The organism is Pseudomonas sp. UBA6699, assembly GCF_002454615.1.
Lineage (GTDB): Bacteria > Pseudomonadota > Gammaproteobacteria > Pseudomonadales > Pseudomonadaceae > Aquipseudomonas > Aquipseudomonas juntendi.
In genome coordinates this window covers 1-25,700 of record NZ_DKJF01000032.1, presented here as the reverse complement: position 1 = coordinate 25,700, position 25,700 = coordinate 1, and the positions used below count along the sequence as shown (strand labels likewise).

Annotated in this window: 21 protein-coding genes; 9 read left to right on the top strand and 12 right to left on the bottom strand. The window is 63.4% G+C overall.

Going from position 1 to position 25,700, the window contains the following annotated elements; all coding sequences use genetic code 11:
• Positions 1 to 5: 5 nt before the first annotated feature.
• From lepB to pdxJ, 5 genes are all read left to right on the top strand, one after another.
• Positions 6 to 860, top strand: coding sequence for a signal peptidase I (gene lepB / locus B3361_RS06845; protein WP_009684762.1), 855 nt, complete (start codon positions 6 to 8; stop codon positions 858 to 860).
• 163 nt (positions 861 to 1,023) lie between these two features.
• On the top strand, positions 1,024 to 1,713 hold the full coding sequence (gene rnc / locus B3361_RS06840) for a ribonuclease III (RefSeq protein WP_009684761.1): 690 nt from the start codon (positions 1,024 to 1,026) through the stop codon (positions 1,711 to 1,713).
• On the top strand, positions 1,706 to 2,608 hold the full coding sequence (era, locus tag B3361_RS06835; RefSeq protein WP_003252061.1) for a GTPase Era: 903 nt from the start codon (positions 1,706 to 1,708) through the stop codon (positions 2,606 to 2,608). The genes rnc and era overlap by 8 nt, the downstream gene beginning before the upstream one ends.
• Positions 2,609 to 2,777: 169 nt before the next feature.
• Positions 2,778 to 3,461: a DNA repair protein RecO gene (gene recO, locus B3361_RS06830; RefSeq protein WP_054905115.1), complete on the top strand. Its 684-nt coding sequence runs from the start codon at positions 2,778 to 2,780 to the stop codon at positions 3,459 to 3,461.
• Positions 3,462 to 3,522: 61 nt separating this feature from the next.
• On the top strand, positions 3,523 to 4,245 hold the full coding sequence (pdxJ, locus tag B3361_RS06825) for a pyridoxine 5'-phosphate synthase (protein ID WP_154211104.1): 723 nt from the start codon (positions 3,523 to 3,525) through the stop codon (positions 4,243 to 4,245).
• Between the two features lie 46 nt (positions 4,246 to 4,291).
• Here pdxJ and B3361_RS06820 read toward each other — a convergent pair whose 3' ends face one another.
• Positions 4,292 to 5,674 carry a heavy metal sensor histidine kinase gene (locus B3361_RS06820; protein ID WP_054905117.1) on the bottom strand — a complete coding sequence of 461 codons (1,383 nt, stop codon included), beginning with the start codon at positions 5,672 to 5,674 and terminating at the stop codon, positions 4,292 to 4,294.
• Positions 5,671 to 6,345 carry a heavy metal response regulator transcription factor gene (locus B3361_RS06815; RefSeq protein ID WP_054905118.1) on the bottom strand — a complete coding sequence of 225 codons (675 nt, stop codon included), beginning with the start codon at positions 6,343 to 6,345 and terminating at the stop codon, positions 5,671 to 5,673. The genes B3361_RS06820 and B3361_RS06815 overlap by 4 nt, the downstream gene beginning before the upstream one ends.
• A gap of 244 nt (positions 6,346 to 6,589) precedes the next feature.
• Between B3361_RS06815 and B3361_RS06810 the strand changes: the two genes are divergently transcribed.
• Complete coding sequence (locus B3361_RS06810) at positions 6,590 to 6,793, top strand: hypothetical protein (RefSeq protein ID WP_009684756.1); 204 nt, start codon at positions 6,590 to 6,592, stop codon at positions 6,791 to 6,793.
• A 227-nt stretch (positions 6,794 to 7,020) separates the two neighbouring features.
• Here B3361_RS06810 and cmoB read toward each other — a convergent pair whose 3' ends face one another.
• From cmoB to B3361_RS06775, 7 genes are all read right to left on the bottom strand, one after another.
• Positions 7,021 to 7,977, bottom strand: coding sequence for a tRNA 5-methoxyuridine(34)/uridine 5-oxyacetic acid(34) synthase CmoB (cmoB, locus tag B3361_RS06805; protein WP_054905119.1), 957 nt, complete (start codon positions 7,975 to 7,977; stop codon positions 7,021 to 7,023).
• A complete protein-coding gene (gene cmoA, locus B3361_RS06800) occupies positions 7,974 to 8,717 on the bottom strand; it encodes a carboxy-S-adenosyl-L-methionine synthase CmoA (RefSeq protein WP_054905120.1) in 744 nt (247 codons plus the stop codon). Before cmoA ends, cmoB begins: the two co-directional genes overlap by 4 nt.
• Positions 8,718 to 8,805: 88 nt before the next feature.
• Positions 8,806 to 9,198 carry a protease inhibitor I42 family protein gene (locus B3361_RS06795; protein WP_054905121.1) on the bottom strand — a complete coding sequence of 131 codons (393 nt, stop codon included), beginning with the start codon at positions 9,196 to 9,198 and terminating at the stop codon, positions 8,806 to 8,808.
• A 184-nt stretch (positions 9,199 to 9,382) separates the two neighbouring features.
• Positions 9,383 to 11,803 carry an endopeptidase La gene (lon, locus tag B3361_RS06790; RefSeq protein ID WP_054905122.1) on the bottom strand — a complete coding sequence of 807 codons (2,421 nt, stop codon included), beginning with the start codon at positions 11,801 to 11,803 and terminating at the stop codon, positions 9,383 to 9,385.
• A gap of 211 nt (positions 11,804 to 12,014) precedes the next feature.
• The gene (locus B3361_RS06785; RefSeq protein ID WP_054905123.1) at positions 12,015 to 14,426 is read right to left on the bottom strand and encodes a glucose/quinate/shikimate family membrane-bound PQQ-dependent dehydrogenase; all 2,412 of its coding nucleotides are present in this window, start codon (positions 14,424 to 14,426) and stop codon (positions 12,015 to 12,017) included.
• 28 nt (positions 14,427 to 14,454) lie between these two features.
• Positions 14,455 to 15,789, bottom strand: a complete 1,335-nt coding sequence (locus B3361_RS06780; RefSeq protein ID WP_009681959.1) for a carbohydrate porin — start codon at positions 15,787 to 15,789, stop codon at positions 14,455 to 14,457.
• 289 nt (positions 15,790 to 16,078) lie between these two features.
• Entirely contained in the window at positions 16,079 to 18,118 is a 2,040-nt protein-coding gene (locus B3361_RS06775) for a TonB-dependent receptor (RefSeq protein ID WP_154211089.1), read from the bottom strand.
• A gap of 163 nt (positions 18,119 to 18,281) precedes the next feature.
• Here B3361_RS06775 and B3361_RS06770 point away from each other — a divergent pair, with 163 nt between their 5' ends.
• The gene (locus tag B3361_RS06770) at positions 18,282 to 18,503 is read left to right on the top strand and encodes a VF530 family DNA-binding protein (RefSeq protein WP_009681956.1); all 222 of its coding nucleotides are present in this window, start codon (positions 18,282 to 18,284) and stop codon (positions 18,501 to 18,503) included.
• A 2-nt stretch (positions 18,504 to 18,505) separates the two neighbouring features.
• Positions 18,506 to 19,141, top strand: a complete 636-nt coding sequence (locus tag B3361_RS06765) for a Pr6Pr family membrane protein (RefSeq protein ID WP_054905125.1) — start codon at positions 18,506 to 18,508, stop codon at positions 19,139 to 19,141.
• A gap of 119 nt (positions 19,142 to 19,260) precedes the next feature.
• Here B3361_RS06765 and B3361_RS06760 read toward each other — a convergent pair whose 3' ends face one another.
• The 3 genes from B3361_RS06760 to B3361_RS06750 form a co-directional block, all read right to left on the bottom strand.
• On the bottom strand, positions 19,261 to 20,022 hold the full coding sequence (locus tag B3361_RS06760; protein WP_054905126.1) for a siderophore-interacting protein: 762 nt from the start codon (positions 20,020 to 20,022) through the stop codon (positions 19,261 to 19,263).
• Positions 20,015 to 20,560, bottom strand: coding sequence for a PadR family transcriptional regulator (locus B3361_RS06755; RefSeq protein WP_054905127.1), 546 nt, complete (start codon positions 20,558 to 20,560; stop codon positions 20,015 to 20,017). The genes B3361_RS06760 and B3361_RS06755 overlap by 8 nt, the downstream gene beginning before the upstream one ends.
• Before the next feature lie 90 nt (positions 20,561 to 20,650).
• Positions 20,651 to 23,797 (bottom strand): transglycosylase domain-containing protein, encoded by a 3,147-nt coding sequence (locus B3361_RS06750; RefSeq protein WP_054905128.1) that lies wholly within the window; start codon positions 23,795 to 23,797, stop codon positions 20,651 to 20,653.
• Between the two features lie 311 nt (positions 23,798 to 24,108).
• On the opposite strand from B3361_RS06750, the gene B3361_RS06745 reads away from it, so the two are divergent.
• Complete coding sequence (locus B3361_RS06745; RefSeq protein ID WP_054905129.1) at positions 24,109 to 25,527, top strand: amino acid permease; 1,419 nt, start codon at positions 24,109 to 24,111, stop codon at positions 25,525 to 25,527.
• Positions 25,528 to 25,700 lie beyond the last annotated feature (173 nt).

The window sequence follows — 25,700 nt, the reverse complement described above, 5'->3', positions numbered from 1 at the left end:
GTCCTATGTCGCTAAATTTCCCGCTGTTGCTGGTCATTGCCGTATTCGTCTGCGGTTTGCTGGGCTTGATCGACTTGCTGTTCCTGGCCCCGCGCCGGCGTGCGGCAATTGCCAACTATCAGGGCAGCGTAAGCCAGCCTGAAATGGCGGTGGTCGAGCGCCTGAACAAGGAACCGTTGCTGGTCGAGTACGGCAAGTCGTTCTTCCCGGTGCTGTTCATCGTACTGGTACTGCGCTCGTTCCTGGTCGAGCCGTTCCAGATCCCTTCGGGGTCGATGAAACCCACTCTGGAAGTGGGCGATTTCATCCTGGTGAACAAGTTCTCCTATGGCATTCGCCTGCCGGTGATCGACAAGAAGGTCATCGAGGTGGGTGACCCGCAGCGCGGCGACGTCATGGTGTTCCGTTACCCGAGCGACCCGAACGTCAACTACATCAAGCGTGTGGTCGGCCTGCCAGGCGACGTGGTGCGTTACACCAACGACAAGCGCCTGTTCGTCAACGGGCAGCCGGTTGCCGAACAGCTGGTAGGTAGCGAGCCGGGCACCTTGGGCAGCGCCACGCTGTACAAGGAAAAGCTGGGCGAGACCGAACACCTGATCCGCAAGGAAATGAGCCGCTATCGCATGCCGCCGGACCAGCAATGGACCGTGCCGGCAGGCCACTACTTCATGATGGGCGACAACCGCGACAACTCCAACGACAGCCGTTTCTGGGATGACCCGAATATTCCCAAGGAGCTGCACGGCATGGTTCCGGACCGGAACATCGTCGGCAAGGCCTTCGCGGTATGGATGAGCTGGCCGGAACCCAAGCTCAGCCACCTGCCCAACCTGTCGCGGGTCGGTTTGATCCATTGATACCCATCGGCGCTGTCCAGCAGACAGCGCCGAATGCATTTCTGACATAGGCTGTGTTCTCAGGGATCGGGAGATTCGCCGCACATCGCGCGGCGGGCCACAGCCAAACAGTCTTTCAGGATGTTGATTTGAACAACGCGTTAAATAACCAACGGGTGGCCGCATGAGTGCTTCCCTTGCCCGTCTGGAGCGAAAGCTCGGCTACACCTTCAAGAACCAGGACCAGATGCTCCTGGCGCTGACCCATCGCAGTTACGCCGGGCGCAACAACGAGCGCCTGGAGTTCCTGGGTGACGCCATTCTCAACTTCGTCGCCGGTGAAGCGCTGTTCGAGCGTTTTCCGCAGGCCCGCGAAGGCCAGCTGTCGCGCCTGCGGGCGCGGCTGGTCAAGGGCGAAACCCTGGCCCGCCTGGCCCGTGGCTTCGACCTTGGTGAGTACCTGCGCCTGGGGTCCGGCGAGCTCAAGAGCGGTGGTTTTCGCCGCGAGTCGATCCTTGCCGATGCGCTGGAAGCACTGATTGGCGCCATTTACCTGGACGCCGACATGGAAACCGCCCGCGAGCGTGTGCTGGCCTGGCTGGCCAATGAGTTCGAGGGCCTGACCCTGGTCGACACCAACAAGGACCCGAAAACCCGCCTGCAAGAGTTCCTGCAGTCGCGCAGCTGCGAGCTGCCGCGCTACGAAGTGGTGGATATCCAGGGCGAGCCGCACTGCCGCACCTTTTTCGTCGAATGCGAAGTGGTGCTGCTGAACAACAAGAGCCGTGGCCAAGGCGTTAGCCGGCGTATTGCCGAGCAAGTTGCCGCTGCGTCTGCACTGATCGCCCTGGGCGTGGAGAATGGCAATGACTGATAGCAACCCGACCCGCTGCGGCTATGTAGCCATTGTCGGCCGCCCGAACGTGGGCAAGTCGACCCTGCTCAACCACATCCTCGGCCAAAAGCTGGCGATTACCTCGCGCAAGCCGCAGACCACCCGCCACAACATGCTCGGCATCAAGACCGAAGGTGATGTGCAGGCGATCTACGTCGATACCCCTGGCATGCACAAGGCCAACGACAAGGCCCTGAACCGCTACATGAACCGCAATGCTTCGGCGGCCCTGAAAGACGTCGATGTGGTGATCTTCGTGGTCGACCGTACCAAGTGGACCGACGAGGACCAACTGGTGCTGGAGCGCGTGCAGTACGTGACCGGGCCGCTGATCATCGCGGTCAACAAGACCGACCGCATGGAAGAGAAGGCCGAGCTGATCCCGCACCTGCAATGGCTGCAGGAGCAGTTGCCGAACGCCGAGGTGATGCCGATTTCTGCGCAGCAGGGCCATAACCTCGAGGCGCTGGAAGCGCAGATCGCCAAGCATCTCCCGGAAAATGACCACTTCTTCCCGGAAGACCAGATCACCGACCGCAGCAGCCGTTTCCTGGCGGCCGAACTGGTGCGCGAGAAGATCATGCGCCAGCTGGGGGCCGAGTTGCCTTACCAGATCACCGTGGAGATCGAGGAATTCAAGCAGCAGGGGCACGTGCTGCACATCCACGCGCTGATCCTGGTTGAGCGCGATGGCCAGAAAAAGATCATCATTGGCGACAAGGGCGAGCGCATCAAGCGCATCGGCTCCGAAGCGCGCAAAGACATGGAAGTGCTGTTCGACTCCAAGGTCATGCTCAACCTGTGGGTCAAGGTGAAAGGTGGCTGGTCCGACGATGAGCGCGCGTTGCGTTCACTGGGTTACGGCGACCTGTAAGCAATACTGTTGGGGCCGCGGTGCGGCCCATCGCTGGCAAGCCAGTTGCCACAGGTACTGCACAAGCCCTGGGGCGATGCGGTCGGTGTGGGAGCTGGCTTGCCGGCGATGGGCTGCACAGCCGCCCCACTGTGCGGTTTTCCTGGCTACAGGGAACGAGTGATTTCCCATGGAACAACCTGTCGGCCAGCCAGCCTATGTGCTGCACAGCCGCGCCTACAAGGAAACCAGTGCGCTGGTGGACTTTTTCACCCCGCAGGGCCGCATGCGCGCGGTACTGCGCCGTGCGCGCGGCAAGGGTGGCAGCCTGGTACGGCCGTTCGTGCCGCTGGAGCTCGAACTGCGCGGGCGTGGCGAGCTGAAGAATGTCGGGCGCATGGACAGCGCCGGCATCGCCGCCTGGTTGCATGGCGATGCACTGTTCAGCGGGCTGTACCTCAACGAGTTGCTGATGCGCCTGCTGCCTGCCGAGGCGCCATTCGTGGCCCTTTTCGAGCACTACGCACTCACCCTGCAGGCCTTGGCCGAGGGGCGCCCGCTGGAGCCGCTGCTGCGTTCGTTCGAATGGCGGCTGCTCGATGAGCTTGGTTACGCGTTTTCCCTGAGCCAGGACGTCAACGACCACCCCATTGCCGCCGATGGCCTGTACCGCTTGCGCGTGGACGCAGGCCTGGAACGGGTCGAGCTGGTGCAACCCGGCTTGTTCCGCGGCACCGAGCTGCTGGCCATGGCGCAAGCCGATTGGAGCGCGGACGGTGCCTTGCTCGCCGCCAAGCGCCTGATGCGCCAGGCCCTGGCCGTTCACCTGGGCGGCAAGCCACTGGTCAGCCGGGAACTGTTTCGCAAGCGCTGATCACGACGTATGCTGTGGGCCTCAATCTTCAGGAGAGCCTTTCGTGACTCACAGCAACCGCATGCTTCTTGGCGTCAACATCGACCACGTGGCAACCCTGCGCCAGGCCCGCGGCACGCGTTACCCTGACCCGGTCAAGGCTGCCTTGGATGCCGAGGAAGCAGGCGCCGACGGCATTACCGTGCACCTGCGCGAAGATCGCCGGCACATTCAGGAGCGCGACGTGGTGCTGCTCAAGGACGTGCTGCAGACGCGCATGAACTTCGAAATGGGCGTCACCGAAGAGATGATGGCCTTTGCCGAGAAAATTCGCCCGGCGCACATCTGCCTGGTGCCTGAAACCCGTCAGGAGCTGACCACCGAAGGTGGCCTGGACGTGGCGGGGCAGGAGGCACGGATCAAGGCGGCGGTCGAACGCCTGGCACGCACTGGCGCCGAAGTGTCGCTGTTCATCGATGCTGACGAGCGGCAGATCGAGGCCTCACGCCGGGTCGGCGCCCCCGCCATCGAGCTGCACACCGGGCGCTATGCCGACGCGCAAACCCCAGGCGAGGTGGCCGATGAGCTGCGGCGCATTGTCGACGGTGTGGCGTTTGGCGTGGGTCAGGGGCTGGTCGTCAATGCCGGCCATGGCCTGCATTACCACAACGTCGAGGCGGTGGCGGCGATCAAGGGTATCAATGAGCTGAACATTGGCCACGCATTGGTGGCGCATGCCCTGTTCGTGGGCTTCAAGGCTGCTGTGGCCGAGATGAAGGCCCTGATCGTCGCGGCTTCGCGCTGATCTGTCAGTTGCCTGTACCAGCCTATTCGCGGGTACAGGCGGCCGATCACTCGGCAGGAAACACCAGCGTGAAGCGGGTCGGCCCCAAGGGGCTGCTGCTCACCTCGACCCGCCCGCCGTGCAGTTGCATGATCGATTTGACGATCGCCAGCCCCAAGCCGGTCCCGCCCTCCAACCGCGAGCGCCCCGAACCCACCCGGTAAAAGCGTTCGAACAGCTGTGGCTGCTCAGCCGCAGCGATGCCTGGGCCACGGTTCTGCACAGATAGCCGTATTTCGTTGCCTGTACGCTGGATATGCAAGTCGACCGGTTCACCCTCAGGGCTGTGCCGTATGGCATTGCTCAACAGGTTCGACAGCGCCCGTTGAACCATCAACCGGTCGCCCAACGCCGTGCCCCAACCCTGCACCCGCAGCGCTACGCCTTTGAGCTCGGCACTGAAGGTGAACAGCTCGACTACCCGGGCAGTTTCGTCGGCCAACGCTAAGGGCTTGAGCGCCACCTGGGTTTGCGGTTGGCTGACCTGGGCAAGAAACAGCATGTCATTGATGATGCGGTTGAGCCGGGTCAGCTCCTCGATACTGTCTTCCAGCACCTCCCGGTAGTTGGCGTTCTCCCGTTCGCGCGCCAGGGTCACCTGGGCCTTGCCCATCAGGTTGCTCAAGGGGGTACGCAGTTCGTGCGCCAAGTCGTCGGAGAACTGCGCGAGCTGGCTGACACCCTGGTCAAGGCGGTCGAGCATCACGTTGATGCTGCGCGCGAGTTCAGCCAGTTCCAGTGGCAGGCCGCTGGCGGGCAGGCGATGCTGCAGGTCCTGGGCCGAAACCTGGCCAGCGATGCGCCGAAAATGTCGCAGGGGCTTGAGGCCGCGCTGCATCAGCCACCAGGCCCCCGCGCCAATCAGCAGCAGCATCAGTGGCAGCGCCAGCAGGGTTGAGTGCAGGTACGCCTGCAACAGGGCGTTATCGTCGGCGCGGTTGAGCGACATCAGCACCTTGACCGGGGTGTTGTCACGCAGGCGCATCAACCGGCTGACGGTCAGGATCTGGTTGCCGCTGCTGTCGCGCCAGGCGTGAAAGGTTAGGCGTTCGTCGGTGGGCAGCTCAGCGACGCGCGAGTCCAGTGCCGGCCCCAGGCTGAGCAGGTGTGGGTGGCGGCTTTCCTGCGCCAGCACGCTGAGGCTCAGGTTGTCGTGCCCCATCACCAGGTCGAGCAGGGGGTGGGCCCTGGTGCCCAGGTCCTCGCTGCGCAGATCGACCCGCAGGTTGTGCTCGACTTGCAGCATCTTGCGCGCCAGGTCCCCGCGTGCGCGGCTGTCCAGCTCGTGATCCAGGGCGAACACGGCCAGGCAGGCCAGCAACAACACCAGCGCAGCGCCCATCAGCGTGACGCTAAGGCCCAGGCGCAAAGAGAGGCTGGTAGTCTTCAAAAACGCGCCTCCAGCACGTAACCGACACCGCGCAGGGTATGGATCAGTTTGTTGTCGAACGGGTCGTCGATCTTGGCGCGCAGGCGCCGGATCGAGACCTCCACCACATTGGTGTCGCAATCGAAATTCATGTCCCACACCATTGAGATGATCTGCGTGCGCGACAGCACTTCACCGGTCTGACGCATCAGCAGGTGGAGCAGGGCGAACTCCTTGGCGGTCAGGTCGATGCGTTGCCCGGCGCGATAGGCGCGGTGGCGGCCCGGGTCCAGCTCAAGGTCGGCGACCCGCAGGGTACTGGGTTGCAGTTGCTGGTCGTTGCGGCGCAGCAGGCTGCGAATGCGCGCCAGCAGTTCAGGGAATTCAAAGGGTTTGAGCAGGTAGTCATCGGCGCCCAGGTCCAGGCCCTTTACCCGGTCGGCCAGGCGGCCATGGGCGGTCAGCATCATGATGCGCGTGGTCGATTCGGCACGCAGGCGCTGAAGTACGGTCCAGCCATTGAGCTCGGGCAGGTTGACGTCGAGGATGACCAGGTCGTACGGGTGCTGGCGTGCCAGGTGCAGGCCGTCGGTGCCGGTATGGGCGCAGTCGACCACATAGCCGTTTTCGCGCAGCCCTTGCTGCAGGTAATCGGCGGTACGCAGCTCGTCCTCGATGATCAGTAGGCGCATGGGTTGGCTCGGTGTGGTGGAAAGGGGGCGATTCTCGACCCTGTAGTGACATCAGGGTCAAGGCGCAGGATGTTACGGCATGCGTTAGCGGCCGAGGTGTAGATAACGGATTTGTAATGCGGGTGTTATCTGGCTGTCCGTTGCGGCGCCGGCACATTGCAGGACTGTAATCCGCGCCTCACCTTGCTGTTAGCCAGCCTCTGCGACCATGGCCTGACTGATCGGCTACCACGAGGCAACCCCGATGAACCTGACCAAATACCTACTGTTGGCCACCCTTGCCCTGGGCAGCGCCAGTGTCTACGCCGAGGGCGGTGCGGAGCGCTCCAGGCAGTTCTGGCAAGCGTTCCGCGAAGACCAGCAGCGCCTGCACGGCGACAAGCAGCAGGCCGTGGCCGAGCGCGAGCGCAAGGCGCAAGAGAAGGCCCGTGAGGTGGCCAAGGATTGAGTCGCAACAGCGGCGCCGGCACTGCTCCCCGGCGTCGCTGTCTTCAGGCGCCCGCATGGGTAATGCCTGTCAGTTAAGCGTTAGTGGGGCTGCTTTGCAGCCCTTCGCGGGCACGCCCTGAACTCAAGAAATGCGCGATCCCCTGTGGGAGCGGGCGTGCCCGCGAAGGGTCGCAAAGCGGCCCCAAATCGCTTAACTGACTGGCATTACCCCCATGGGCGCTTTTTTTATTTGCGCGCCAGCAGGGTGGCCCGGCGTGGTGCGGGCAGGCCTTCGATGGTCTTGCTGTGGTCGTTCGGGTCGAGGAAGTCAGCCAAGGACTGGTAACGCATCCAGTCGGTGCTGCGCTGCTCTTCAATGCTGGTCACACTCACGTCGACGCAGCGTACGTCGCTGAAGCCGGCACGGCGCAACCAGCGCGCCAACGCCGGTACCGAAGGCAGGTACCAGACATTGCGCATCTGTGCGTAGCGGTCTTCGGGCACCAGCACCTGGTTTTCATCACCCTCGACCACCAGGGTTTCCAGTACCAGCTCCCCCCCTTTGACCAGGCAGTCCTTCAGCGCCAGCAGGTGCTCGATGGGCGAGCGGCGGTGGTAGAACACGCCCATGGAAAACACCGTATCGAACCCTTCCAGGTTGGCCGGCAGTTCTTCGAGCGCGAAAGGCAGATGCCAGGCGGGCAGTTCCGGCAGGTATTGCTGCACCGCCTGGAACTGGCAGAAAAACAGCCAGTTGGGGTCGACGCCGATCACCATGTCGGCGCCCGCACCGAGCATGCGCCACTGGTAGTAGCCGTTGCCACAACCGACATCGAGCACACGTTTGCCCTTGAGATCCAGGTGAGGGGCCACGCGAGACCACTTCCAGTCGGAACGCCATTCGGTGTCGACGTGCACGCCGAACAGGTCGAACGGGCCTTTGCGCCAAGGTGACAGGCCCATCAAGGCCTGGCGCATCTGTGCACGGGTGGCCGCGTCGCAGTCGCAGTCCAGGCGCAGGCCGTTCACCAGGTCGACTTCACTCGGTTGCACGGCGGGCAAGGCTTCCAGCGCACCGCGCCAGCGGTCCAGGTCACCGTGGCCCTTTTCCAGCTTGGCTTGCAGTTGCGCTTGCAGGCCTTGCGACCAGGAAGCCAGGGGGGTACCCGCCAGGCGGCGGACCAGGGAAGACAGATCGATCATGGCAGGGCTATCAACGAGGCGAAGTTAAGGCATTGGAACCACGGCACCACTTTCGAGAAGCCGGCGGCAAGCAGGCGCTCCTGGTGGGTTTCGAGGGTATCGGGGCGCATCACATTTTCAATGGCGCTGCGTTTCTGGGCGATTTCGAGTTCGCTGTAACCGTTGGCCCGCTTGAAGTCCAGATGCAGCTCATTGAGCAGGTCCTGGGCTCGCTCATCGGCGAAGCGCAGTTTTTCCGACAGGATCAACGCACCGCCGGGCAGCAGTGCCTGGCGGATGCGGGCAAGCAGTGCCAGGCGTTGGTCGGGGGCGATGAATTGCAGGGTGAAGTTCATCGCCACCACCGAGGCGGGCTCGAAGGGGAGGGCGAGGATATCGGCTTCGAGCACCTGTACCGGCAACAGCTCCTGGAACATCGAGTCCTGGGCGGTGAGGTACTGGCGGCAGCGCTCGACCATGGCGGCGGAGTTGTCGACCGCGATCACCCGGCAACCATCGCTGCGCACATGCCGGCGCAGCGACTGGGTGACCGCACCCAGCGATGCGCCCAGGTCGTAAAGGGCGGTATGCGGCTGGGCAAAGCGTGCGGCCAGCACACCGAGGTTTTCCACGATGGTTGGATACCCCGGCACCGAGCGCTTGATCATGTCTGGGAACACGCGCACCACGTCCTCGTTGAAGACGAAGTCGGGCACTTGCTCCAGGGGTTGGGCAAAAAGGCGGTCGGGTTGTTTGCTCACGGCGGATCCAGGCTGCGGGTGGTAGGCAAGGGCGGCATTCTAGCCAAACCGCGGCCTGGATGCATGATTGGCTGACCGGCGCTGCAGCTCAGTTGACCCGAAGGGCGCAATCGAAGGTTTGCACGGGCGCGACGTCGGTGGCCCAAGGCTGCTGGTAGACCAGCACCAGCTTGCCTTCACCCCGGGCGTGGGCCTGGTAGCGCCAGGTGGACAAACCCGAGCTGCCGACCATGCCTGTGTCGTCTGGCGCGCTGTAGACCTCGGGGCCAAGGCTGTGCAGTACACCGGCTGCCGGGTCCTGCACACGCCAACGGTAGCCGGTAGAGGGGTTGCTGGGCAGGCTCAGCGTGAGGTTCTGGCCAACCTGCAGGCGGATGGGGCACTCGCTTTCGGCGTCCAGTTCGACGGGTTGAGTGGGTTGCTGGGCGCAGGCGCCCAGCAGGGCGAAGCTCAGGGGAACGAGCAGACGAGGGGCGGCCATGTTGGCTCCGGAGGCTGGCGATGGCCTGAGGATAACCGATGATCAAGGAAATTTGTGGGGCTTGTGCCTGATGCCGGTCAGCCAAGCGATTGGGGCCGCTGTGCGGCCCATCGCCGGCAAGCCGGGCTCCCACAGGCTGGGCGCTGGCTTGCCATCGATGGGCTGCAAAGCAGCCCAGGGCCTGTCAGAACAGTACTTTCGCCACGTCGGCAAAGCGTTTGGCAAAATGCACTGTCAAACCTTCGCGCAGGTAGTCCGGCAGTTCCTCGAAGTCGCCGCGGTTAGGCTCTGGCAAGATCAATTCGAAGATCTTCTGCCGCCGTGCCGCGATCACTTTCTCGCGCACCCCGCCAATGGGCAGCACCTGGCCGGTGAGGGTAAGTTCGCCGGTCATGGCCACCCCTTTCTTCGGTGCCTGGTTGCGGGCCAGCGACAGCAGGGCACTGGCCATGGTGATGCCAGCGCTCGGCCCGTCCTTGGGGGTGGCCCCTTCAGGCACATGCAGGTGAATGAAGGCTTCGTTGAAGAAACCGGGGTCACCCCCGAACTGCTTGAGGTTGGAGCTGACGTAGCTGTAGGCGATCTCGGCCGATTCCTTCATCACATCGCCCAGCTTGCCAGTCAGCTTGAAGCCGCGGTTGAGGGTGTGGATGCGGGTTGCCTCGATCGGCAAGGTCGCGCCGCCCATGCTGGTCCAGGCCAGGCCGGTGATCACACCTTTGCCCGCCAGTACTTGCTCGCTGCGGAACACCGGCATGCCGAGTGCGGCCTCCAGGTCCTTGGTGCCGATTTTCAGCTTGGCGTCCGGGTTTTCCAGCAGCTTGACCACCGCCTTGCGCACCAGCTTGCCCAATTGCTTTTCCAGCTGGCGCACCCCGGCCTCTCGGGCGTAGCCCTCGATCACCGTGCGCAGCGCGCTGTCGCTGATGCTCAGGCTGGCCTTGGCCACCCCGGCCTTTTGCAACTGCTTGGGCCACAGGTGGCGCTTGGCGATGGCCAGTTTTTCTTCGGTGATATAGCCGGACAGGCGGATCACTTCCATGCGGTCCAGCAACGGGCCGGGGATCGAGTCCAGGGTGTTGGCGGTACATACGAAGAGCACTTTCGACAGGTCCAGGCGCAGGTCCAGGTAGTGGTCGAGGAAGTCGACGTTCTGTTCCGGGTCGAGGGTTTCCAGCAGCGCCGAGGCCGGGTCGCCCTGGTAGCTCTGACCCATTTTGTCGATCTCGTCGAGCATGATGACCGGGTTCATCACTTCGACATCCTTCAACGCCTGCACCAGCTTGCCGGGTTGGGCGCCGATGTAGGTGCGGCGGTGGCCCTTGATCTCGGCCTCGTCACGCATGCCGCCGACGCTGAAGCGGTAGAACGGTCTGCCGAGCGACTCGGCAATCGACTTGCCGATACTGGTCTTGCCCACGCCGGGCGGGCCTACCAGCAGCACGATCGAGCCGCTGATCTCGCCCTTCCAGGCGCCAACGGCGAGGAACTCGAGGATGCGTTCCTTGATGTCGTCGAGGCCTGCATGGTGCTGGTCGAGTACCTTGCGCGCGTGCTTGAGGTCGAGCTTGTCCTTGCCGTGGATCCCCCATGGCAGGGCAGTGGCCCAGTCCAGGTAGTTGCGGGTAACGGCGTATTCGGGCGAACCGGTTTCCAGAATGGCCAGTTTGCCCATTTCTTCATCGATGCGTTTGCGCGCCTGCTCGGGCAGGGTCTTGCCTTCCAGGCGCTGCTCGAACTGCTCCAGGTCGGCACTGCGGTCGTCCTTGGTCAGGCCCAGCTCCTGCTGAATGACCTTGAGCTGTTCCTTGAGGAAGAACTCGCGCTGATGCTCGCCAATCTGGCGGTTCACCTCGGCCGAAATCTCGTTTTGCAGGCGGGCGACTTCGACCTCCTTGCGCAACATGGGCAGCACTTTTTCCATGCGCTTGAGCATGGGCACGCAGTCCAGCACTTCCTGCAACTGGCCGCCGGTAGCCGAGGTCAGCGCGGCGGCGAAGTCGGTGAGCGGCGACGGGTCGTTAGGGCTGAAGCGGTTGAGGTAGTTCTTCAGCTCTTCGCTGTAAAGCGGGTTGAGCGGCAGCAGTTCCTTGATCGCGTTGATCAGCGCCATACCGTAGGCCTTGACCTCGTCGGTAGGCTCGGCGGGCTGGCGCGGGTATTCCACTTCGACCAGATAGGGCGGGCGGTGATGCTTGAGCCAGGTACGGATACGCACCCGGGTCAGGCCTTGGGCCACGAACTGCAGCTTGCCGTTTTCACGGCTGGCATGGTGCACCTTGACCAGCGTGCCGTACTGCGGCAAAGCCGAGGTATCGAAGTGGCGGTGGTCTTCTGCCGGCGTGTCCATGAAGAAAAGGGCCAGGCAGTGGTCAGGGGACTTGGCGACCAGATCAAGGGTTTCCGCCCAGGGCTCTTCGTTGACGATCACAGGCAGTACCTGGGCCGGGAAGAACGGGCGGTTGTGGATCGGAATCACATAGACCTTGTCCGGCAGTTGTTGGCCGGGCAGGGCGAGGGCGTGGCCGGCTTGGGCCTGGGGGGTGGTGTGCTCGACTTCGCTGTGTTCGTCGGGGTTTTCCGGGAAATCCTGCTGGTCGCTCATGGGGCACCTGCGTGAATGACTATGGTGCTTAGATGGGGCGCAGGGGATTGGGTTTCAAGTTTCAAGCTGCAAGGTGCAAGCTGCAAGCTGCAAGCTGCAAGCTGCAAGCTGCAAGCTGCAAGCTGCAAGCTACAAGCTACAAGCTACAAGAAAAAAGCGGGACCGCATTGGCCCCGCTTGTACTTGCAGCTTGTAGCTTGTGACTTGCAGCTTATTCAGCCAGTTTGTAAGCGATGATGTAATCGCCCATCCGCGTACCCAGCGAGCCATGCCCGCCCGCGGTCACCAGCACATATTGCTTGCCGTCCTTGCCGGTGTAGGTCATCGGGGTGGCTTGGCCACCCGCTGGCAGGCGGGCTTTCCACAGTTCCTTGCCGTTGTTCACGTCGTAGGCGCGCAGGTACTGGTCGAGGGTCCCGCTGAGGAAACCGACGCCGCCTGCGGTCACGATCGAGCCGCCCATGCTGGGCACGCCAACCGGCAGGCCGATCGGCACGGGTGTGCTGTCACGGGTGGTGCCGTTCTTGTGCTTCCACACGACTTTGTTGGTGAACAGGTCGATGGCGGCCACGTAGCCCCAGGCCGGGGCCTGGCACGGCACGCCCAGGGGCGACATGAACGGGTGCATGGTCACGGCATACGGGGCACCGGTGTTCGGCTGCACGCCGCTGGTTTCGCTTTCGCGCTTGCTGCCCTCGGCAACCTGTTCACGCGGCACCATCTTCGACACGAATGCCATGTAGTTGGGCGAGGTGAACAGCAACTGGCGCACCGGGTCGACCGATACGCTGCCCCAGTTGAACACGCCTACGTTGCCTGGGTAGACCAGCGAGCCCTGCTCGGACGGTGGGGTGTACTGGCCCTCGTAGCGCAGTTCGCGGAACTGGATGCGGCACAGCATCTGGTCGAACGGGGTGGCGCCCCACATGGCTTGTTCGGTCAGGTCCGGGCCCAGCAGGTTGAGGTCGGAACGGGCCTGGGTCGGCGAAGTGTGGTCGCCTTTCACCGCACCTTGCGGCGTGGGGATTTCACGGATCGGCACGATTGGCGTACCGTCGCGGCGGTCGAGTACATACAGGCTACCCTGCTTGGTCGGCACGATGATCGCCGGTTTCACGCCATCGTCGGTCTTCAGGTGCACCAGGGTCGGCTGGCTGCCGACGTCCATGTCCCACAGGTCGTGGTGGGTGAACTGGTAGTTCCAGCGAGCCTTGCCGGTCGCAAGGTCCAGGGCCACCACACCAGCGCTGTACTTCTCGGCGCCTGGGGTGCGGTCAGCGCCCCACTGGTCTGGGGTCTGGTTACCCAGCGGCAGGTAGATCATGCCGAGGTCTTCGTCGACACTGGCGATCGACCACATGTTGGCCGAGTTGCGGCTGTACATCTTGCCGGGGGCCAACGGCTTGGTGTCTTCCGGGTTGTTGCTGTCCCAGTTCCACACCAGGTGGCCGTCGTGCACGTCATAGGCGCGGATAACGCCAGACGGCTCGTTGGTGGACTCGTTGTCGGTGACATGGCCGCCGATGATCACCAGGTCGCGGGTAATGGCCGCGGGCGAGGTGGAGTAATAGCCGCCGGCGGTGAACGGGCCGATGCCGGTTGTCAGGTCGATCACACCCTGGTTGGCGAAGCCTTCGCAGACCTTGCCGTTATCGGCGTTGATGGCGATCAGGCGCGCATCTGCGGTGGGCAGATACAGGCGGCGCGGGCAAGCCTGCGCCACGGCTTGGCCGGCGTCGCTGATTTTCGGGGCCGGGCTGCCGTCGCGGCTGACGTAGCGGTTCTCGTCATAATACGAAACCCCGCGGCAGGTCATGTGGGCAAAGCCTTTGAAGGTGCCGGTGGGGCTCTTCACCTGCGGGTCATAGCGCCAGATTTCCGCGCCGGTGTCCGGGTCGAGTGCCAGCAGGCGGCTATGCGCGGTGCAGGCATACAGCATGCCGTTGACTTTCAGCGGGGTGTTCTGGTTGGTCAGCTCGACCGGGTCGTTCTCGGTCGGCAGGTCACCGGTGCGGATGCGCCAGGCTTCTTCCAGGCGGTAGGCGTTCTGCGGGGTGATCTGGCGCAGTGGCGAATAGCGGTCGCCATGCTCGGTACGGCCATAAGCCTGCCATTCGCCGTCCGGCATGCTCGGCGCGGCGCTGGCCATCTCGCTGCTGTCGCGGCCCAGTTCGCCAAACACCTCACCCGGGTGGGTGAACTGGCTGCCCAGGGCGCAGGCGCCTGCGGCCACCACGGCCACGCTGAGCAGCGCCGTGTTGGCAGTGCTGGCCGGGCCGATCAGCGGGCGGCGCGCCCACGGCAGCAGCAGGACCACGCCGATGGCGAACCAGATGGCCAGGCGCGGCACCAGTTGCCACCAGTCCAGGCCGACTTCTAGCAAGGCCCACACCGTGCTGCCTAGCAGCACCAGGCCGTACAGGCCCAAGGCAATGCGCCGTTGGGCCAGCAGCAGAATGCCCGACAAGGCAAAGCCGATACCGGCAACAAGGTAGTACAGCGAGCCGCCCAGCTGGCTCAACTTGATGCCGCCGGCCAGCAGGGCCAGGCCCATCAGCAACAGCAGCGCGCCAATCAGGCGCGGTAGCCAGCGGCTTCCAGTGTTGGCACCTTCAGTGCTCATTTCAGGTTCTCCGTCACGTCAAAAAAATTCAGAAACTGCTTTGGATCTTCAGGCCACCGACCAGGGCGCCATCAACTTGCGACACGCCGCCGGGATGGCGGATGTACTGCAGGTTCGGGCGGACCGTGAGCCAGTTGGCCACATGAATGCCGTAGTACAGCTCGGCGCTGTATTCCGTGTCTTGCACAGGCAGGAAGCCGGGGTTGTCGTAATCGTCAAGGCCGGCTGCCTGGTTGGCCAGGCGGGCGTTCTTGCGGTAGCCAGGGTTGACGTGCACGCGGGCGAGGGCGAAGCCGATGTCGTCCTTGGCGCGGGCATCGAAAGGCCCTTTGAATACCAGTCCTGCCTGAACATAGTTGTCGATGACATTGGTTTTCTTGTCGTGCATCGTTGCGTTGGCGAATAGGCTCAGGCCACGCGAATGGTCGGAAGCCAGTGCAGTCACCTGCTGCTGGGCGCCGAGCCACACGCCATGCTTGCTCGAGCTGCTGCGGTAGGCGCCGCCGCTCAGGGCTGCCGGCTGGCCGTTGCTGTCCTTGAGAACATCGTGTGCCTTGGCATTACTGTAGTAGTAGCCGGCGCGATATTCCCCTTTCAGGCCTTTGACGCGCGGGCTCCATACCAGTTCGACTGGCATGACCGCACCTTGGGTGCCGCTGCCACTGAGCTTGAAGCCGTTACCTGACTCGAGGTTGGACGGGTTCTGTTCGAACACGCCAACCTGCGCGTACAACGTGGGGCTGAGGTTGTAGCGCACGCGCAGGGCCCATTGGCTGACCGGCCAGTTGTACCAGATGCCACCCACCCAGTTGCCCACCTGCGAGCCGCAGAAGGCCAGGTTCTGGAAGTCACAGGGGAAACTGTTGAAGTCCTCGCCTTCGCCGAAACGGCCGAATTTCACGTCCAGTGCGCCGTCGAAGTACTTCTGCTTGATCCACATTTGCGTCAGCCGCCAGGTTTCACCGCGGCCCCATACTTCCTGGGCCGAGGTAAAGCCACCCACGCGTGGGTCATTGATGCGGTCGTTGCTGATGTTGTCGCCGTGGCGCTCGGTGATGGTCAGTTGCACTTCGGTGTCGTGCCAGCCAAGGATCTTGTCCAGGTCCAGGTGGCTGCCAAAGGTGAACTGGTCGCTGTAGCGCGCGGTACGATCATGGTCGTAGCCACCGTGCAGGTTGCTGCCCATCTCGCCGGTGTAGCCGAGGGTGAAGTCGTAGCCTTGTTCAAGCAACCGGGTGCGGGTGCCGCCCCAGTCGCCGAGCATCCACGGGGAGTCGTTGGCGAACATTTCGCTGGCGCAGGTGGGGGTCGCCAAGGCAGCAAGGGCGACGCCTATGTAACAGGTTTTGGGCAGTTGGAGCATGAGATAGCGCTATCTTCTGATTATTGAAAAAACGGCAAGCGCATCGAAAGGCCAGGCTTTCAATGGATGTGGCAACGTGGGAGTTCAGTGAAGCGTTTCAGCTTGCGGCGGGGAGGATATAGGGGAAGGCGTCAGAAAAAAAGACAAATTGTCGCAGGTCATTATTGTTCAATTGGTAATAATGCCCTTCGGGGTCTGCTCTGCGCAGTACCTGCGCCTACCCAGGTATGGCGCAGTACGTGTAGGAAATGGCTTGCCGGCGATTGGGGCGCAATGCGCCCCCACCATTTCAAAAGGTGGTACGCAGGCCCACTTCCACACTGCGCCCCGGTGCTGGCGCGATATCGCGCAGAATCGAGCTGGCATAGCGCACGGTCTGGTCGGTCAGGTTCTCACCGCGCACGAACGCCAGCCACTGGCTCTGGCCAACGTCGAAGCGGTAGCCGACGCTGGCCCCCAGGGTGGTATAGCCATCGGTGCTGCTTTCGTTGGCCGGCTTGCGGTGCTGAGAGGCGGCGTGCTGCACGTCCACCCGGGCCTGCCAGCGGTCCAGCTCCCAGACCAGGCCACTGTTCAGGCGTAGCGGAGCAATGCGGGGCAGCGGCTCGCCGCTGTCAAGGTTCTTGGCCCGGGTGTAGTCACCCGACAATTCCAGGGCAAAGCTGCCATAACGGTTCTCGACCAGCTGCCAGCGGTCCTGGGCCTCGATGCCGTAGAAGCGTGCCCGCACACCTTGGTACTGGTACTCCGGGAAACCTTCGTCGTGATCATGGTCAGCTTCGTCGTGGTCGTGATCATGCCCGCCTTCGCGCAGGTTGCCGGTGCCGATCAGGCCGATGTAATTGCGGAAGTGGCTGTAGAACAGCCCGACGCTGCCCTTGTGCGTACCGTTGTCGAAGCGTAACGCCAGGTCGGCGGAAATGGCCTTTTCCTTGTTCAGGCTGGCATCACCGACTTCATAGGCACCGGTGGCGACGTGGGCGCCATTGGCATACAGCTCGTAAAAGGTCGGGGCGCGTTCGGTATAGCCAAGGTTGGCCGCCAGCGACCAGACCGGGTCGAGTTGGTACACCGCGCCCGATGACAGGCTGAACGCATTGAAGCTGCTGGTGCTGTTGGCGTCGACGAAGTTCTCGTTGCCTTTGGCATCCGGGTCCACGCGGGTGTGTTCCATGCGTGCGCCCAGGCTCAGGTTCAGGCGCTCGGTCGCTTGCCACTGTTCGAGCATGAACAACGCCAGGCTGTCGGTATCGGTGTGCGGCACGAAGGCCTCTTCGCCCAGGGCAGAGAATTCGTTGCGGCTGACTTGTGCACCGATCACGCCCTCTACCGGCCCGAGCGGCTGGTGGCGGGCTTCGATACGCGCTTCGTAGCCTTTGTTCTTGAACGTGGTGTGAACCTCGCCTTCCTCTATTTCGCTGTGTTCGTAGTCGGTGTAGCCGGCATCGACCTTGACCGAGCTGAACGGGCCGTCGAGGTCGCGCAGTTCGGAGGCGAAGGCGTAGTGGTCCTGTTTCATGTCCAGGCGCACGCCGGATTCGGCCACCGAGCCGTAGTTGCTGTCGTAGCGGCTGTACGACAGGCCGGCGTAACCGTGGTCCCAGTGGTAGGCACCGCCGATGGCGCCGCCATCCTGGCGGCCATCGCTGTTTTCCAGGCGGTGCTTGCTGCCGGGCTCTTCGGCATCGCGCACTTTCGCGCTACGGGCGTAGCCAGGAATGCGCAGGTCATTGAACTGACGGCTGTTGGCATCCAGGTGCAGGGCGAAGGTGCCATCGCCGGCTTCTAGCTTGCCGGCGCTGCTGCGGGTGGTGTCGGCGCCGCCGTATCGCAGTTCACCGGCGCCGTGAATGCCCTCGATGGGGGCGTCCGGGATGCGGTTGTCAAAGGTGTTGACCACGCCGCCAATGGCGTTGCCGCCGTACAGCAGTGCGGCTGGGCCGCGCACGATTTCGACACGATCGACGGTCACCGGGTCCAGCGGCACGGCATGGTCGTAGGACAGCGAGGAGGCATCCAGGGCGCCTACGCCGTTGCGCAGGATGCGAATGCGATCGCCATCCAGGCCACGAATGACCGGGCGGCTGGCGCCAGGGCCGAACCAGGTCGAGGCGACACCGGGCTGCTTGTTCAGGGTTTCACCGAGGCTGCCGTGCTGCTGTTGCAGCAGGTTGTCGCCTTCGAGCACGGTGCTGGGCGCGGCCAGTTGGCGGTTGCCCAGCGGGTTGGCCGTGATCACCTGGGGTTCAAGTTCCACCGCGTGGCTGGGCGAAGCGGCCAGCCAGAGCGCGACGGCAAGGGGGGAAAGGCGAAGCGGTGCAGACAACATGAGAGTGGGACGTTCCTTGGCAGATGCTCATATAATGTTACAACATAACATAACTATTTCAGCATAGAGGTTTCTTCCCTGGCCAGCGTTTTTCTGCGGCCTCGCCGGATCCCACCCGCCACTACACTCGTGTAAGGTGCGCATCTTTCCCACGGAGTACAGCATGAGCACGGCCCAACACAACGCGCTGCACGGCAAGACCCTCGAACAGATCCTTACCGAGCTGGTGGTGCATTACCAATGGCAGGGCTTGGCCGAACGCATTGACGTGCGTTGCTTCAAGAGCAACCCGACGATCAAGTCGAGCCTGACCTTCTTGCGTAAAACCCCTTGGGCGCGGGAAAAGGTCGAGCAGTTGTACGTGAAGCTGCAGCGTCAGGCCTGAACGTGCTGCGGCGACCTTGGCTGACCGGCATGGCGGTGCTGGGCTGGTTCGGCCTGACCGTGCAGGTGTACCTGGTACTGCTGGCGCGTTGGCAGGAGCAGGCCAGCCTGATCGGCGGCCTGATCAACGTGTTTGGCTATTTCACGGTGTTGACCAACACCTTGGTGGCCACGGTGCTCAGTTATGCGGCGTTTGGCCGCGAAGGCCGGGCCAGGCATTTTTTTCTGTCGCCGTCGGTGAGTTCCGCGGTGGCCGCGAGCATTGTGCTGGTAGCGCTGGCCTACAGCGTGTTGCTGCGCCACTTGTGGCAGCCAGAGGGCTGGCAATGGCTGGCCGACGAGTTGCTGCACGATGTGATGCCGGCGCTGTATGCCTTGTACTGGTGGTGTGAGGTGCCCAAGGGCCATTTGCGTCTGCGGCACCTGGCGCTGTGGGCACTCTACCCGGCCGTATACTTTGGCTACGCCTTGTGGCGGGGTAGCGAGATTGGCCTGTACGCCTACCCGTTCATCGATGTGGCGAGGCTGGGGTACGGGCAAGTGCTGCTCAATGCCCTGGGCGTGCTGGCGGGGTTCTGGGGGATCGGGCTGGTGTTGCTGGGGCTGGATCGTTGGCGTGGGGCGCAAAAGTTTGTTTAGCCTGTGCCGGCCTCTTCGCGGGCAAGCCCGCTCCTACAGGAATACCACCGTCTCCAAGGCTGGTGATGTACCTGTGGGAGCGGGCTTGCCCGCGAAGAGGCGTAACAGGCTGAAGCCGATTATTCGTCGTCCCCAGCCCCGTCGGCCCGCCAGTAAGCCGCGGCTTTCAAAGCATCCTCGGGCACGCCTTTTTCCAGCAGCAGCGCCTTGGCCTGGCGGGTCAGGGTTTTTTCCAGCGCTACCCAGGCGTACAACCGGCCTTGCGGCAAGGTCAGGTTCTGCACCAATGCCAGCAGGTCTTCCTCGTGGCGGCGTACCCAGATCACCTCGACCTGCGCCTTGCTCGGCAGCGGCTGGCGCTCCTGCTCATCCTCGATCTGGATCACCGCCAGCACCTGGCGGCCAGCGGGCAGCTCCTCAAGCCGCCTGCCGATTGCCGGGATGGCCGTTTCATCGCCGATCAGCAAGTAGCTGTCGAACACATCCGGCACCACCAGTGAAGCGCGTGGCCCGGCGATATTCAGGGTTTGCCCGACCGCGGCCTGCGCCGCCCACGTGGAGGCAGGGCCGTCGCCATGCAGGACGAAGTCGATGTCCAACTCGTTGGCCACCAGGTCTATGCGCCGTGGCGTGTATTCACGCATGGTGGGCCGTACGCCACTGTCCTTGCCCAGCTTGCGGGCCTCAATGGCCTGTTGCTGCTCAGGGGTTTCGCCGAACAGCAGCTTGATGTGGTCGTCGCTGCCCAAGCTGGTGAAGCCTTGCAGTTCGGCACCGCCGAGGGTGATGCGGCGCATGCGCGGCGTCAGCTCGGTGACCCGCAGCACCTGCAGGCGGCGCTGGCGAATCTCGTGGTTGACGCGGTGAATGCTGTTAGTCATGGGGCGTCTCCGTAGCAGCGTCGGCCGGCCCGGAAGCGATGGCCGTGGCGGTGTGGTTGAGCAGGTCGCGAACCCTATCGATTTCTTCAGGTGTCCAGCGGCCGCTGTGCATGTGCAGCGCATGGCGCAGGTTGCCCACCGCTTCGTGAATTTCAGGCGGGCGGTCGTGGCCGCGCAAGGCGCGCTTGCTGACTTCGATGCGCATGCGCACGCCGTCCAGCGCCACCGCCTGGTCCGCCAGTGCACGGCGGCCGGCCTCGGTGATGGCGTACAGGCGCTTGCTGCCCTGCACCTGGCCGCTGATCAGCTCGGCTTCTTCAAGAAAATTCAGCGTGGGGTAGATCACCCCGGGGCTCGGGCTGTAACTGCCTTCGAACAGGTTCTCGATCTGGCGGATCAGGTCGTAGCCATGGCCGGGCTGGTTTGCGAGCAGGTCGAGCATCAGCAACTTGAGGTCACCGGGGGCAAATACGCGGGGGCCGCGTTCGCCGCGCCCGGGGCGCCGTTCGAAGGGGTCATGGGGGGTATGTTCACGCATGGGAATAGGGGGCTCCTTCTTTGCGATATATCGTAAGATATTACTCAAGATATATCTAAAGACAAGCCCTCAATTGCTGATGATTCTCATCTAATGGTTCGATTCGTCCGCTTTCGTGGTCGAGTTGGCGGCCACTTCCGGCGGCTTGCACGCGTTCGGATTGCCCGGCTGCAGGTATGGCATGAGGATCGGTGCCATGCCCTTGAGTACCTGCACCGGCAGCGCCGAAGTGAACTTGAATGCCTCTGCCGAACGCCCTGGCACGAACGCGGTCAAGGTGCCGAAATGGTTTTCGCCCAGGAAGAACACGAAGGTGGCGGTACGGTTGAGCGACCGCGAGCCGATCAGCCGGCCGCCGGCGCCAAAGCTTTCGATGCGGTTGTCACCGGTACCGGTCTTGCCGCCCATCACCAGGGGCGTGCCGTCCTGCAGCTTGAAACTGCCGGAGATGCGCCGGGCGGTGCCGGCATCGACCACCTGCGACATGGCGCCTTTGAGGGCGCGTGCCACCTCGACCTGCAGAATCCGCACCCCCCGGTCCGGGTCGCTGATCAGTTTGGTCTCGTAGGGGGTGTTGGCGGCAAAATGCAGGGTGTCGATGCGCAGTGTAGGCAGGCGAATGCCATCGTTCTGGATGATCCCGACCAGCTCCGAGAGGGCGGCAGGGCGGTCGCCCGAGCTGCCGATGGCGGTCGCCAGTGACGGCACCAGGTGGTCGAACGGGTAGCCTACGCGCTTCCAGCGCTGGTGGATGTCGAGGAACGCTTCGATTTCCACCATGGTGCGGATGCGGCTGTCGCGAGCGCCCTGGTGGCGGCTCTTGAACAGCCAGCCGTAGACCTCCTGGCGCTCGAAGCGGCTGGCGTTGACCATCTCGCTCAAGGTCGAACTGGGGTTCTTCAGCAGGTAGCCGAGCAGCCACAGGTCCAAGGGGTGGACCTTGGCAATGTAACCCTGGTCGGGCAGGTCGTACTTGCCCGGGCCATAGGCTTCGTACATCTCGGCCAGGCGGCCATCGCTGAGTTTGCCCAGGGCGCTCTTGTCACCCTTGAGGTAGGCGCGGACAAAGGCATTGAACGTTTGCTGGCCCGCTTCGGGGAACAGGTAGCGGTGCACGGCGGCCAACCGTTGCGGGGTCACGCGCATGCTGTCGAGGAAGGTATCCAGGCGCTGTTGCGAGGTCTTGCGCTGGTATTTCTTCCAGAAGCGCATCAGGTAGTTGGTGCCTTCCTTGTCGGCAAAGCGCGCCAGGTATTCCTGGCGACGCGGGTCGGCGTCATCCTTGAGCAGCGGTACGCGGTTGTAGGGCTGCTGGTAGGTCACATAGCGCACCAGGTCGCGCATCAGGCGGATGAAGGGCAAGTTGATCGACTCGCGCAGGGCATCCTTGAGCGTGGGGTTGCGGCTGTTGTCTTCCTTGCGGAAGTTGTTGAACACATGCATGCCGCCGCCGGTGAAAAACGCCTCGCCGGTGCTGGCCGAGTACTTGCGCTCCAGGGCGGCGTCGAGCATGGCATCCAGGCTCTGGTTCTTGCTGTTCTGCGCCAGCCAATCCAGTGACCATTGGGTGATGCGGTCAAGCTCGGCGACGTCGACCTTTTTCAGCTCGGCGACAGGCTTGCCGGCATACTTGTCGTGCAGTTCGGCAATGATCTCCAGGTAGGTCGTCAGTACCCGCAACTTCGCCGTGGAGCCCAGCTCCAGCTTGCTGCCTTCGTTGATGTCGAATGGCTGGTCGGTACTGTCGGTCTGCACCCTGACCCGCGAGCCATCGGCGGTGCGTTCGAACAGGGTGAAGCTGTAGCTCACCTGGTCGGTGGTCTTGGCGGTGAGCAGGCGCTCGCCGATCAGGCCGATCTGCGCAGCGAAAGCCGGGTCGGCAAGGTTTTTCAGGTATTGGCTGACCTGCAATTGCAGGTCAGCCTGCAGGGTGCTGGTAGCCGATACATCGAGGCGGTCGAGGTCGTACAGCGGGCGGTTGAGCATGGCCGCCAGGCGGTTGCGCGCCAGGCTGATACCCTTGTTGGTGACGATGGGCACGATGGTCGGTTGCGCCACCCAGTCGCGGTACACCGCCTTGCTGGCCAGCGCTGCCTCGGCCAGTGGCTGTTCGATGACCTTGTTGGCGGCCAGCACGCGGATGTGCGAGTCGGTCAGCTCGGCCAGTTCCACCCGGCCTTTGGACAAGTAATGCGAGGGCCGCCGCTGGGCGATCATCAGCGACAGCACCTGGCGCAGGGCCAGGCCACGCGCCGCCATGCTTTGCGGGTCAGTGGCGGTGGACGTCAGCGCCTGGTTGACCTGGTCGAAATCGGCGCCGTACCACACCCGCAGCCCCTCGGCCATGCCGTGCACCTCGCCGTGCCCAGGCACGGCCGACAGTGGCACGCTATTGAGGTAGTCACGCACGATGCGCTGGCGGGCCTCGGTGGTGTCGGGGCCGCCCTGGTACGCGCGCACGCTGGCCGAAATCATCTGGCGGATCTTCTCGGCCCCCGACACGGTCAGGCCATCTGGGGAGTGGCGATACTTTTCCAGTTGCGTGGCCAGGGTGCTGCCACCCGCCGACTGGCCGGGCAGCGCCAGGTACTTGGCCACCTGGCTATAGGCGGCCTTGGCGAAGCGCGGCCAGTCCACGGCCGGGTTGTTGCGCGGGTCGTGGGTGTCAAGCAGGTCGCGGTTCTCGATGAACAGCAGGCTATTGACCATCACGGGCGGGATGGCAGCGAAGTCAGGGTACAGGTGCTGCGGGTAGTTGTACTGGTAGAGCATGTCGCCACGGCAGTCGGTGATCGACAGGCCCGCCTGGATCTTCTCGATATAGGGCACGAACAGCCCATGCTCGACGTAGTTCATCAACGCCGGGGAAAACCTGACCTGTTCGCTGATCAGGTAGTCACGCTTGAGCAGGCGCGGCAGAAATTCACCCAGGGCACTGTAGCCCAGGCGTTTGTCGAACGGCCCGTCACCGGGGTAGACGATGGCGTCGCTGGGGCCGGGCTGCAGCGAGTAGGTGAGGGTGCTGGCGAGCTTGCTGAATTCCCGCGACTGCAACTCGGACGTGCGAAATTCGTCGTAGGCGGCGAAGCCGACAGCCACCAGCGCCACCAGCACGATGAGGATGATCAGCCGCCACCATAGCCGACGCTGCCGGGGGGTCTTGCGTTGTGGCGTCTCGGCCGGCGGTGTCTCGGGTGCTTCCGTCCTGCTTGGTTCCGATTGCCACAGTGCGCCCATAGTCTTCAATCCGGCCAGGTATTTTCGTCTTGCTTGCCTGAAGCTTAGACGGTGAGCGGGTATGCGGAAACATTTGTCGGCGCTGATCAAGGTACCGGGGGCTCCGGAGAACTCGCTGATTATTCATGGATATACAGCGAAAACCCCTTCAGCGGTCTTCCTATACTGCTCGCCCCTTCGCCCTGCCGGGTTGCGCTGACCCGGCCCGCAGGCCGGCCCAAAAGGCCAGCTTGGCAAGCCAAGGCCACGCCTATCGGCGTGGCGGGTGCTGCACGAAGGCAAATCCAATAACAAAATGAGGTTGAATCGCTATGCCAGTCGGCAACCACCCTGCCCATGGCCAGCCCACCCAAGGCGGCCCGCTCAAGCGTGAACTGGGCGAACGGCATATCCGTCTGATGGCGCTGGGCGCCTGTATCGGTGTCGGTCTTTTCCTAGGCTCGGCCAAGGCCATCGAAATGGCCGGCCCGGCCATCATGCTGTCCTACATCATCGGTGGCCTGGCCATTCTGGTGATCATGCGCGCCCTTGGTGAAATGGCCGTGCACAACCCTGTCGCCGGCTCGTTCAGCCGCTATGCGCAGGACTACCTCGGCCCGCTGGCGGGCTTTCTTACTGGCTGGAACTACTGGTTCCTGTGGCTGGTGACCTGTGTTGCGGAAATTACCGCGGTAGCCATCTACATGGGAATCTGGTTCCCCGACGTGCCCCGCTGGATCTGGGCCCTGGCGGCGCTGGGCAGCATGGGGGCGGTCAACCTGGTAGCGGTCAAGGCCTTCGGCGAATTCGAGTTCTGGTTCGCCCTGATCAAGATCGTCACCATCATCGCCATGGTGCTGGGCGGCGTCGGCATCATTGCCTTCGGCCTGGGCAATGACGGTGTGGCAGTGGGCATCGCCAACCTGTGGAGCAACGGCGGCTTCATGCCCAATGGCGTGACCGGCGTGCTGATGTCGCTGCAGATGGTGATGTTCGCCTACCTGGGCGTGGAAATGATCGGTTTGACTGCCGGTGAAGCCCGTAACCCGCAAAGGACCATTCCGCAGGCCATCGGCTCGGTGTTCTGGCGCATCCTGCTGTTCTATGTCGGTGCGTTGTTCGTGATTCTGTCGATCTACCCGTGGAACGAAATTGGCAGCCAGGGCAGCCCGTTCGTCATGACCTTCGAGCGCCTGGGCATCAAGACCGCCGCGGGCATCATCAACTTCGTGGTCATCACTGCGGCGCTGTCCTCATGCAATGGCGGCATCTTCAGCACCGGGCGCATGCTCTATAGCCTGGCGCAGAACGGCCAGGCCCCGGCGGCCTTCGCCCGTACCTCGAACAACGGGGTACCGCGCAATGCGCTGCTGCTGTCCATCGGCGCGCTGCTGCTGGGTGTGCTGGCCAACTACCTGGTGCCGGAGAAGGTCTTCGTCTGGGTGACGTCGATTGCCACCTTTGGCGCGATCTGGACCTGGGTGATGATCCTGCTGGCGCAGTTGAAATTCCGTGCCGGCCTTACCCCTGTCGAGCGCCAGGGGCTGAAGTACCGCATGTGGTTGTGGCCGCTGAGCTCTTACCTGGCATTGGCGTTCCTGGTGCTGGTGGTGGGCCTGATGGCGTACTTCGAGGACACCCGGGTGGCGCTGTACATCGGCCCGGCATTTCTGGTGCTGCTGACCGTGCTGTACCACGTGTTCCGGTTGGCACCCAAAAACGTGCAGGGTACGGCCAGTACCGCTTCCTGACCTGAGTTGGCCGGGGCCGCGCTGCGGCCCATCGCCGGCAAGCCAGCTCCCACAGGGATCGCCTTAGGGCTGACAGGTGTTTGCCGCAAGGTATGGCAGCGCCTGTTAGAGCGAGCGCCGCCCGCGCGGCGCAATCGCGAGCTGCGCTCGCTCCTACGTTGTTTCGGGCCAAT

Coding starts and splice junctions, on each gene's coding strand:
- lepB (WP_009684762.1), top strand. CDS start 6: ATGTCGCTAAATTTCCCGCTGTTGCTGGTCATTGCCGTATTCGTCTGC.
- rnc (WP_009684761.1), top strand. CDS start 1,024: ATGAGTGCTTCCCTTGCCCGTCTGGAGCGAAAGCTCGGCTACACCTTC.
- era (WP_003252061.1), top strand. CDS start 1,706: ATGACTGATAGCAACCCGACCCGCTGCGGCTATGTAGCCATTGTCGGC.
- recO (WP_054905115.1), top strand. CDS start 2,778: ATGGAACAACCTGTCGGCCAGCCAGCCTATGTGCTGCACAGCCGCGCC.
- pdxJ (WP_154211104.1), top strand. CDS start 3,523: ATGCTTCTTGGCGTCAACATCGACCACGTGGCAACCCTGCGCCAGGCC.
- B3361_RS06815 (WP_054905118.1), bottom strand. CDS start 6,345: ATGCGCCTACTGATCATCGAGGACGAGCTGCGTACCGCCGATTACCTG.
- B3361_RS06810 (WP_009684756.1), top strand. CDS start 6,590: ATGAACCTGACCAAATACCTACTGTTGGCCACCCTTGCCCTGGGCAGC.
- cmoB (WP_054905119.1), bottom strand. CDS start 7,977: ATGATCGATCTGTCTTCCCTGGTCCGCCGCCTGGCGGGTACCCCCCTG.
- B3361_RS06795 (WP_054905121.1), bottom strand. CDS start 9,198: ATGGCCGCCCCTCGTCTGCTCGTTCCCCTGAGCTTCGCCCTGCTGGGC.
- lon (WP_054905122.1), bottom strand. CDS start 11,803: ATGAGCGACCAGCAGGATTTCCCGGAAAACCCCGACGAACACAGCGAA.
- B3361_RS06785 (WP_054905123.1), bottom strand. CDS start 14,426: ATGAGCACTGAAGGTGCCAACACTGGAAGCCGCTGGCTACCGCGCCTG.
- B3361_RS06780 (WP_009681959.1), bottom strand. CDS start 15,789: ATGCTCCAACTGCCCAAAACCTGTTACATAGGCGTCGCCCTTGCTGCC.
- B3361_RS06775 (WP_154211089.1), bottom strand. CDS start 18,118: ATGTTGTCTGCACCGCTTCGCCTTTCCCCCCTTGCCGTCGCGCTCTGG.
- B3361_RS06770 (WP_009681956.1), top strand. CDS start 18,282: ATGAGCACGGCCCAACACAACGCGCTGCACGGCAAGACCCTCGAACAG.
- B3361_RS06760 (WP_054905126.1), bottom strand. CDS start 20,022: ATGACTAACAGCATTCACCGCGTCAACCACGAGATTCGCCAGCGCCGC.
- B3361_RS06755 (WP_054905127.1), bottom strand. CDS start 20,560: ATGCGTGAACATACCCCCCATGACCCCTTCGAACGGCGCCCCGGGCGC.
- B3361_RS06750 (WP_054905128.1), bottom strand. CDS start 23,797: ATGGGCGCACTGTGGCAATCGGAACCAAGCAGGACGGAAGCACCCGAG.
- B3361_RS06745 (WP_054905129.1), top strand. CDS start 24,109: ATGCCAGTCGGCAACCACCCTGCCCATGGCCAGCCCACCCAAGGCGGC.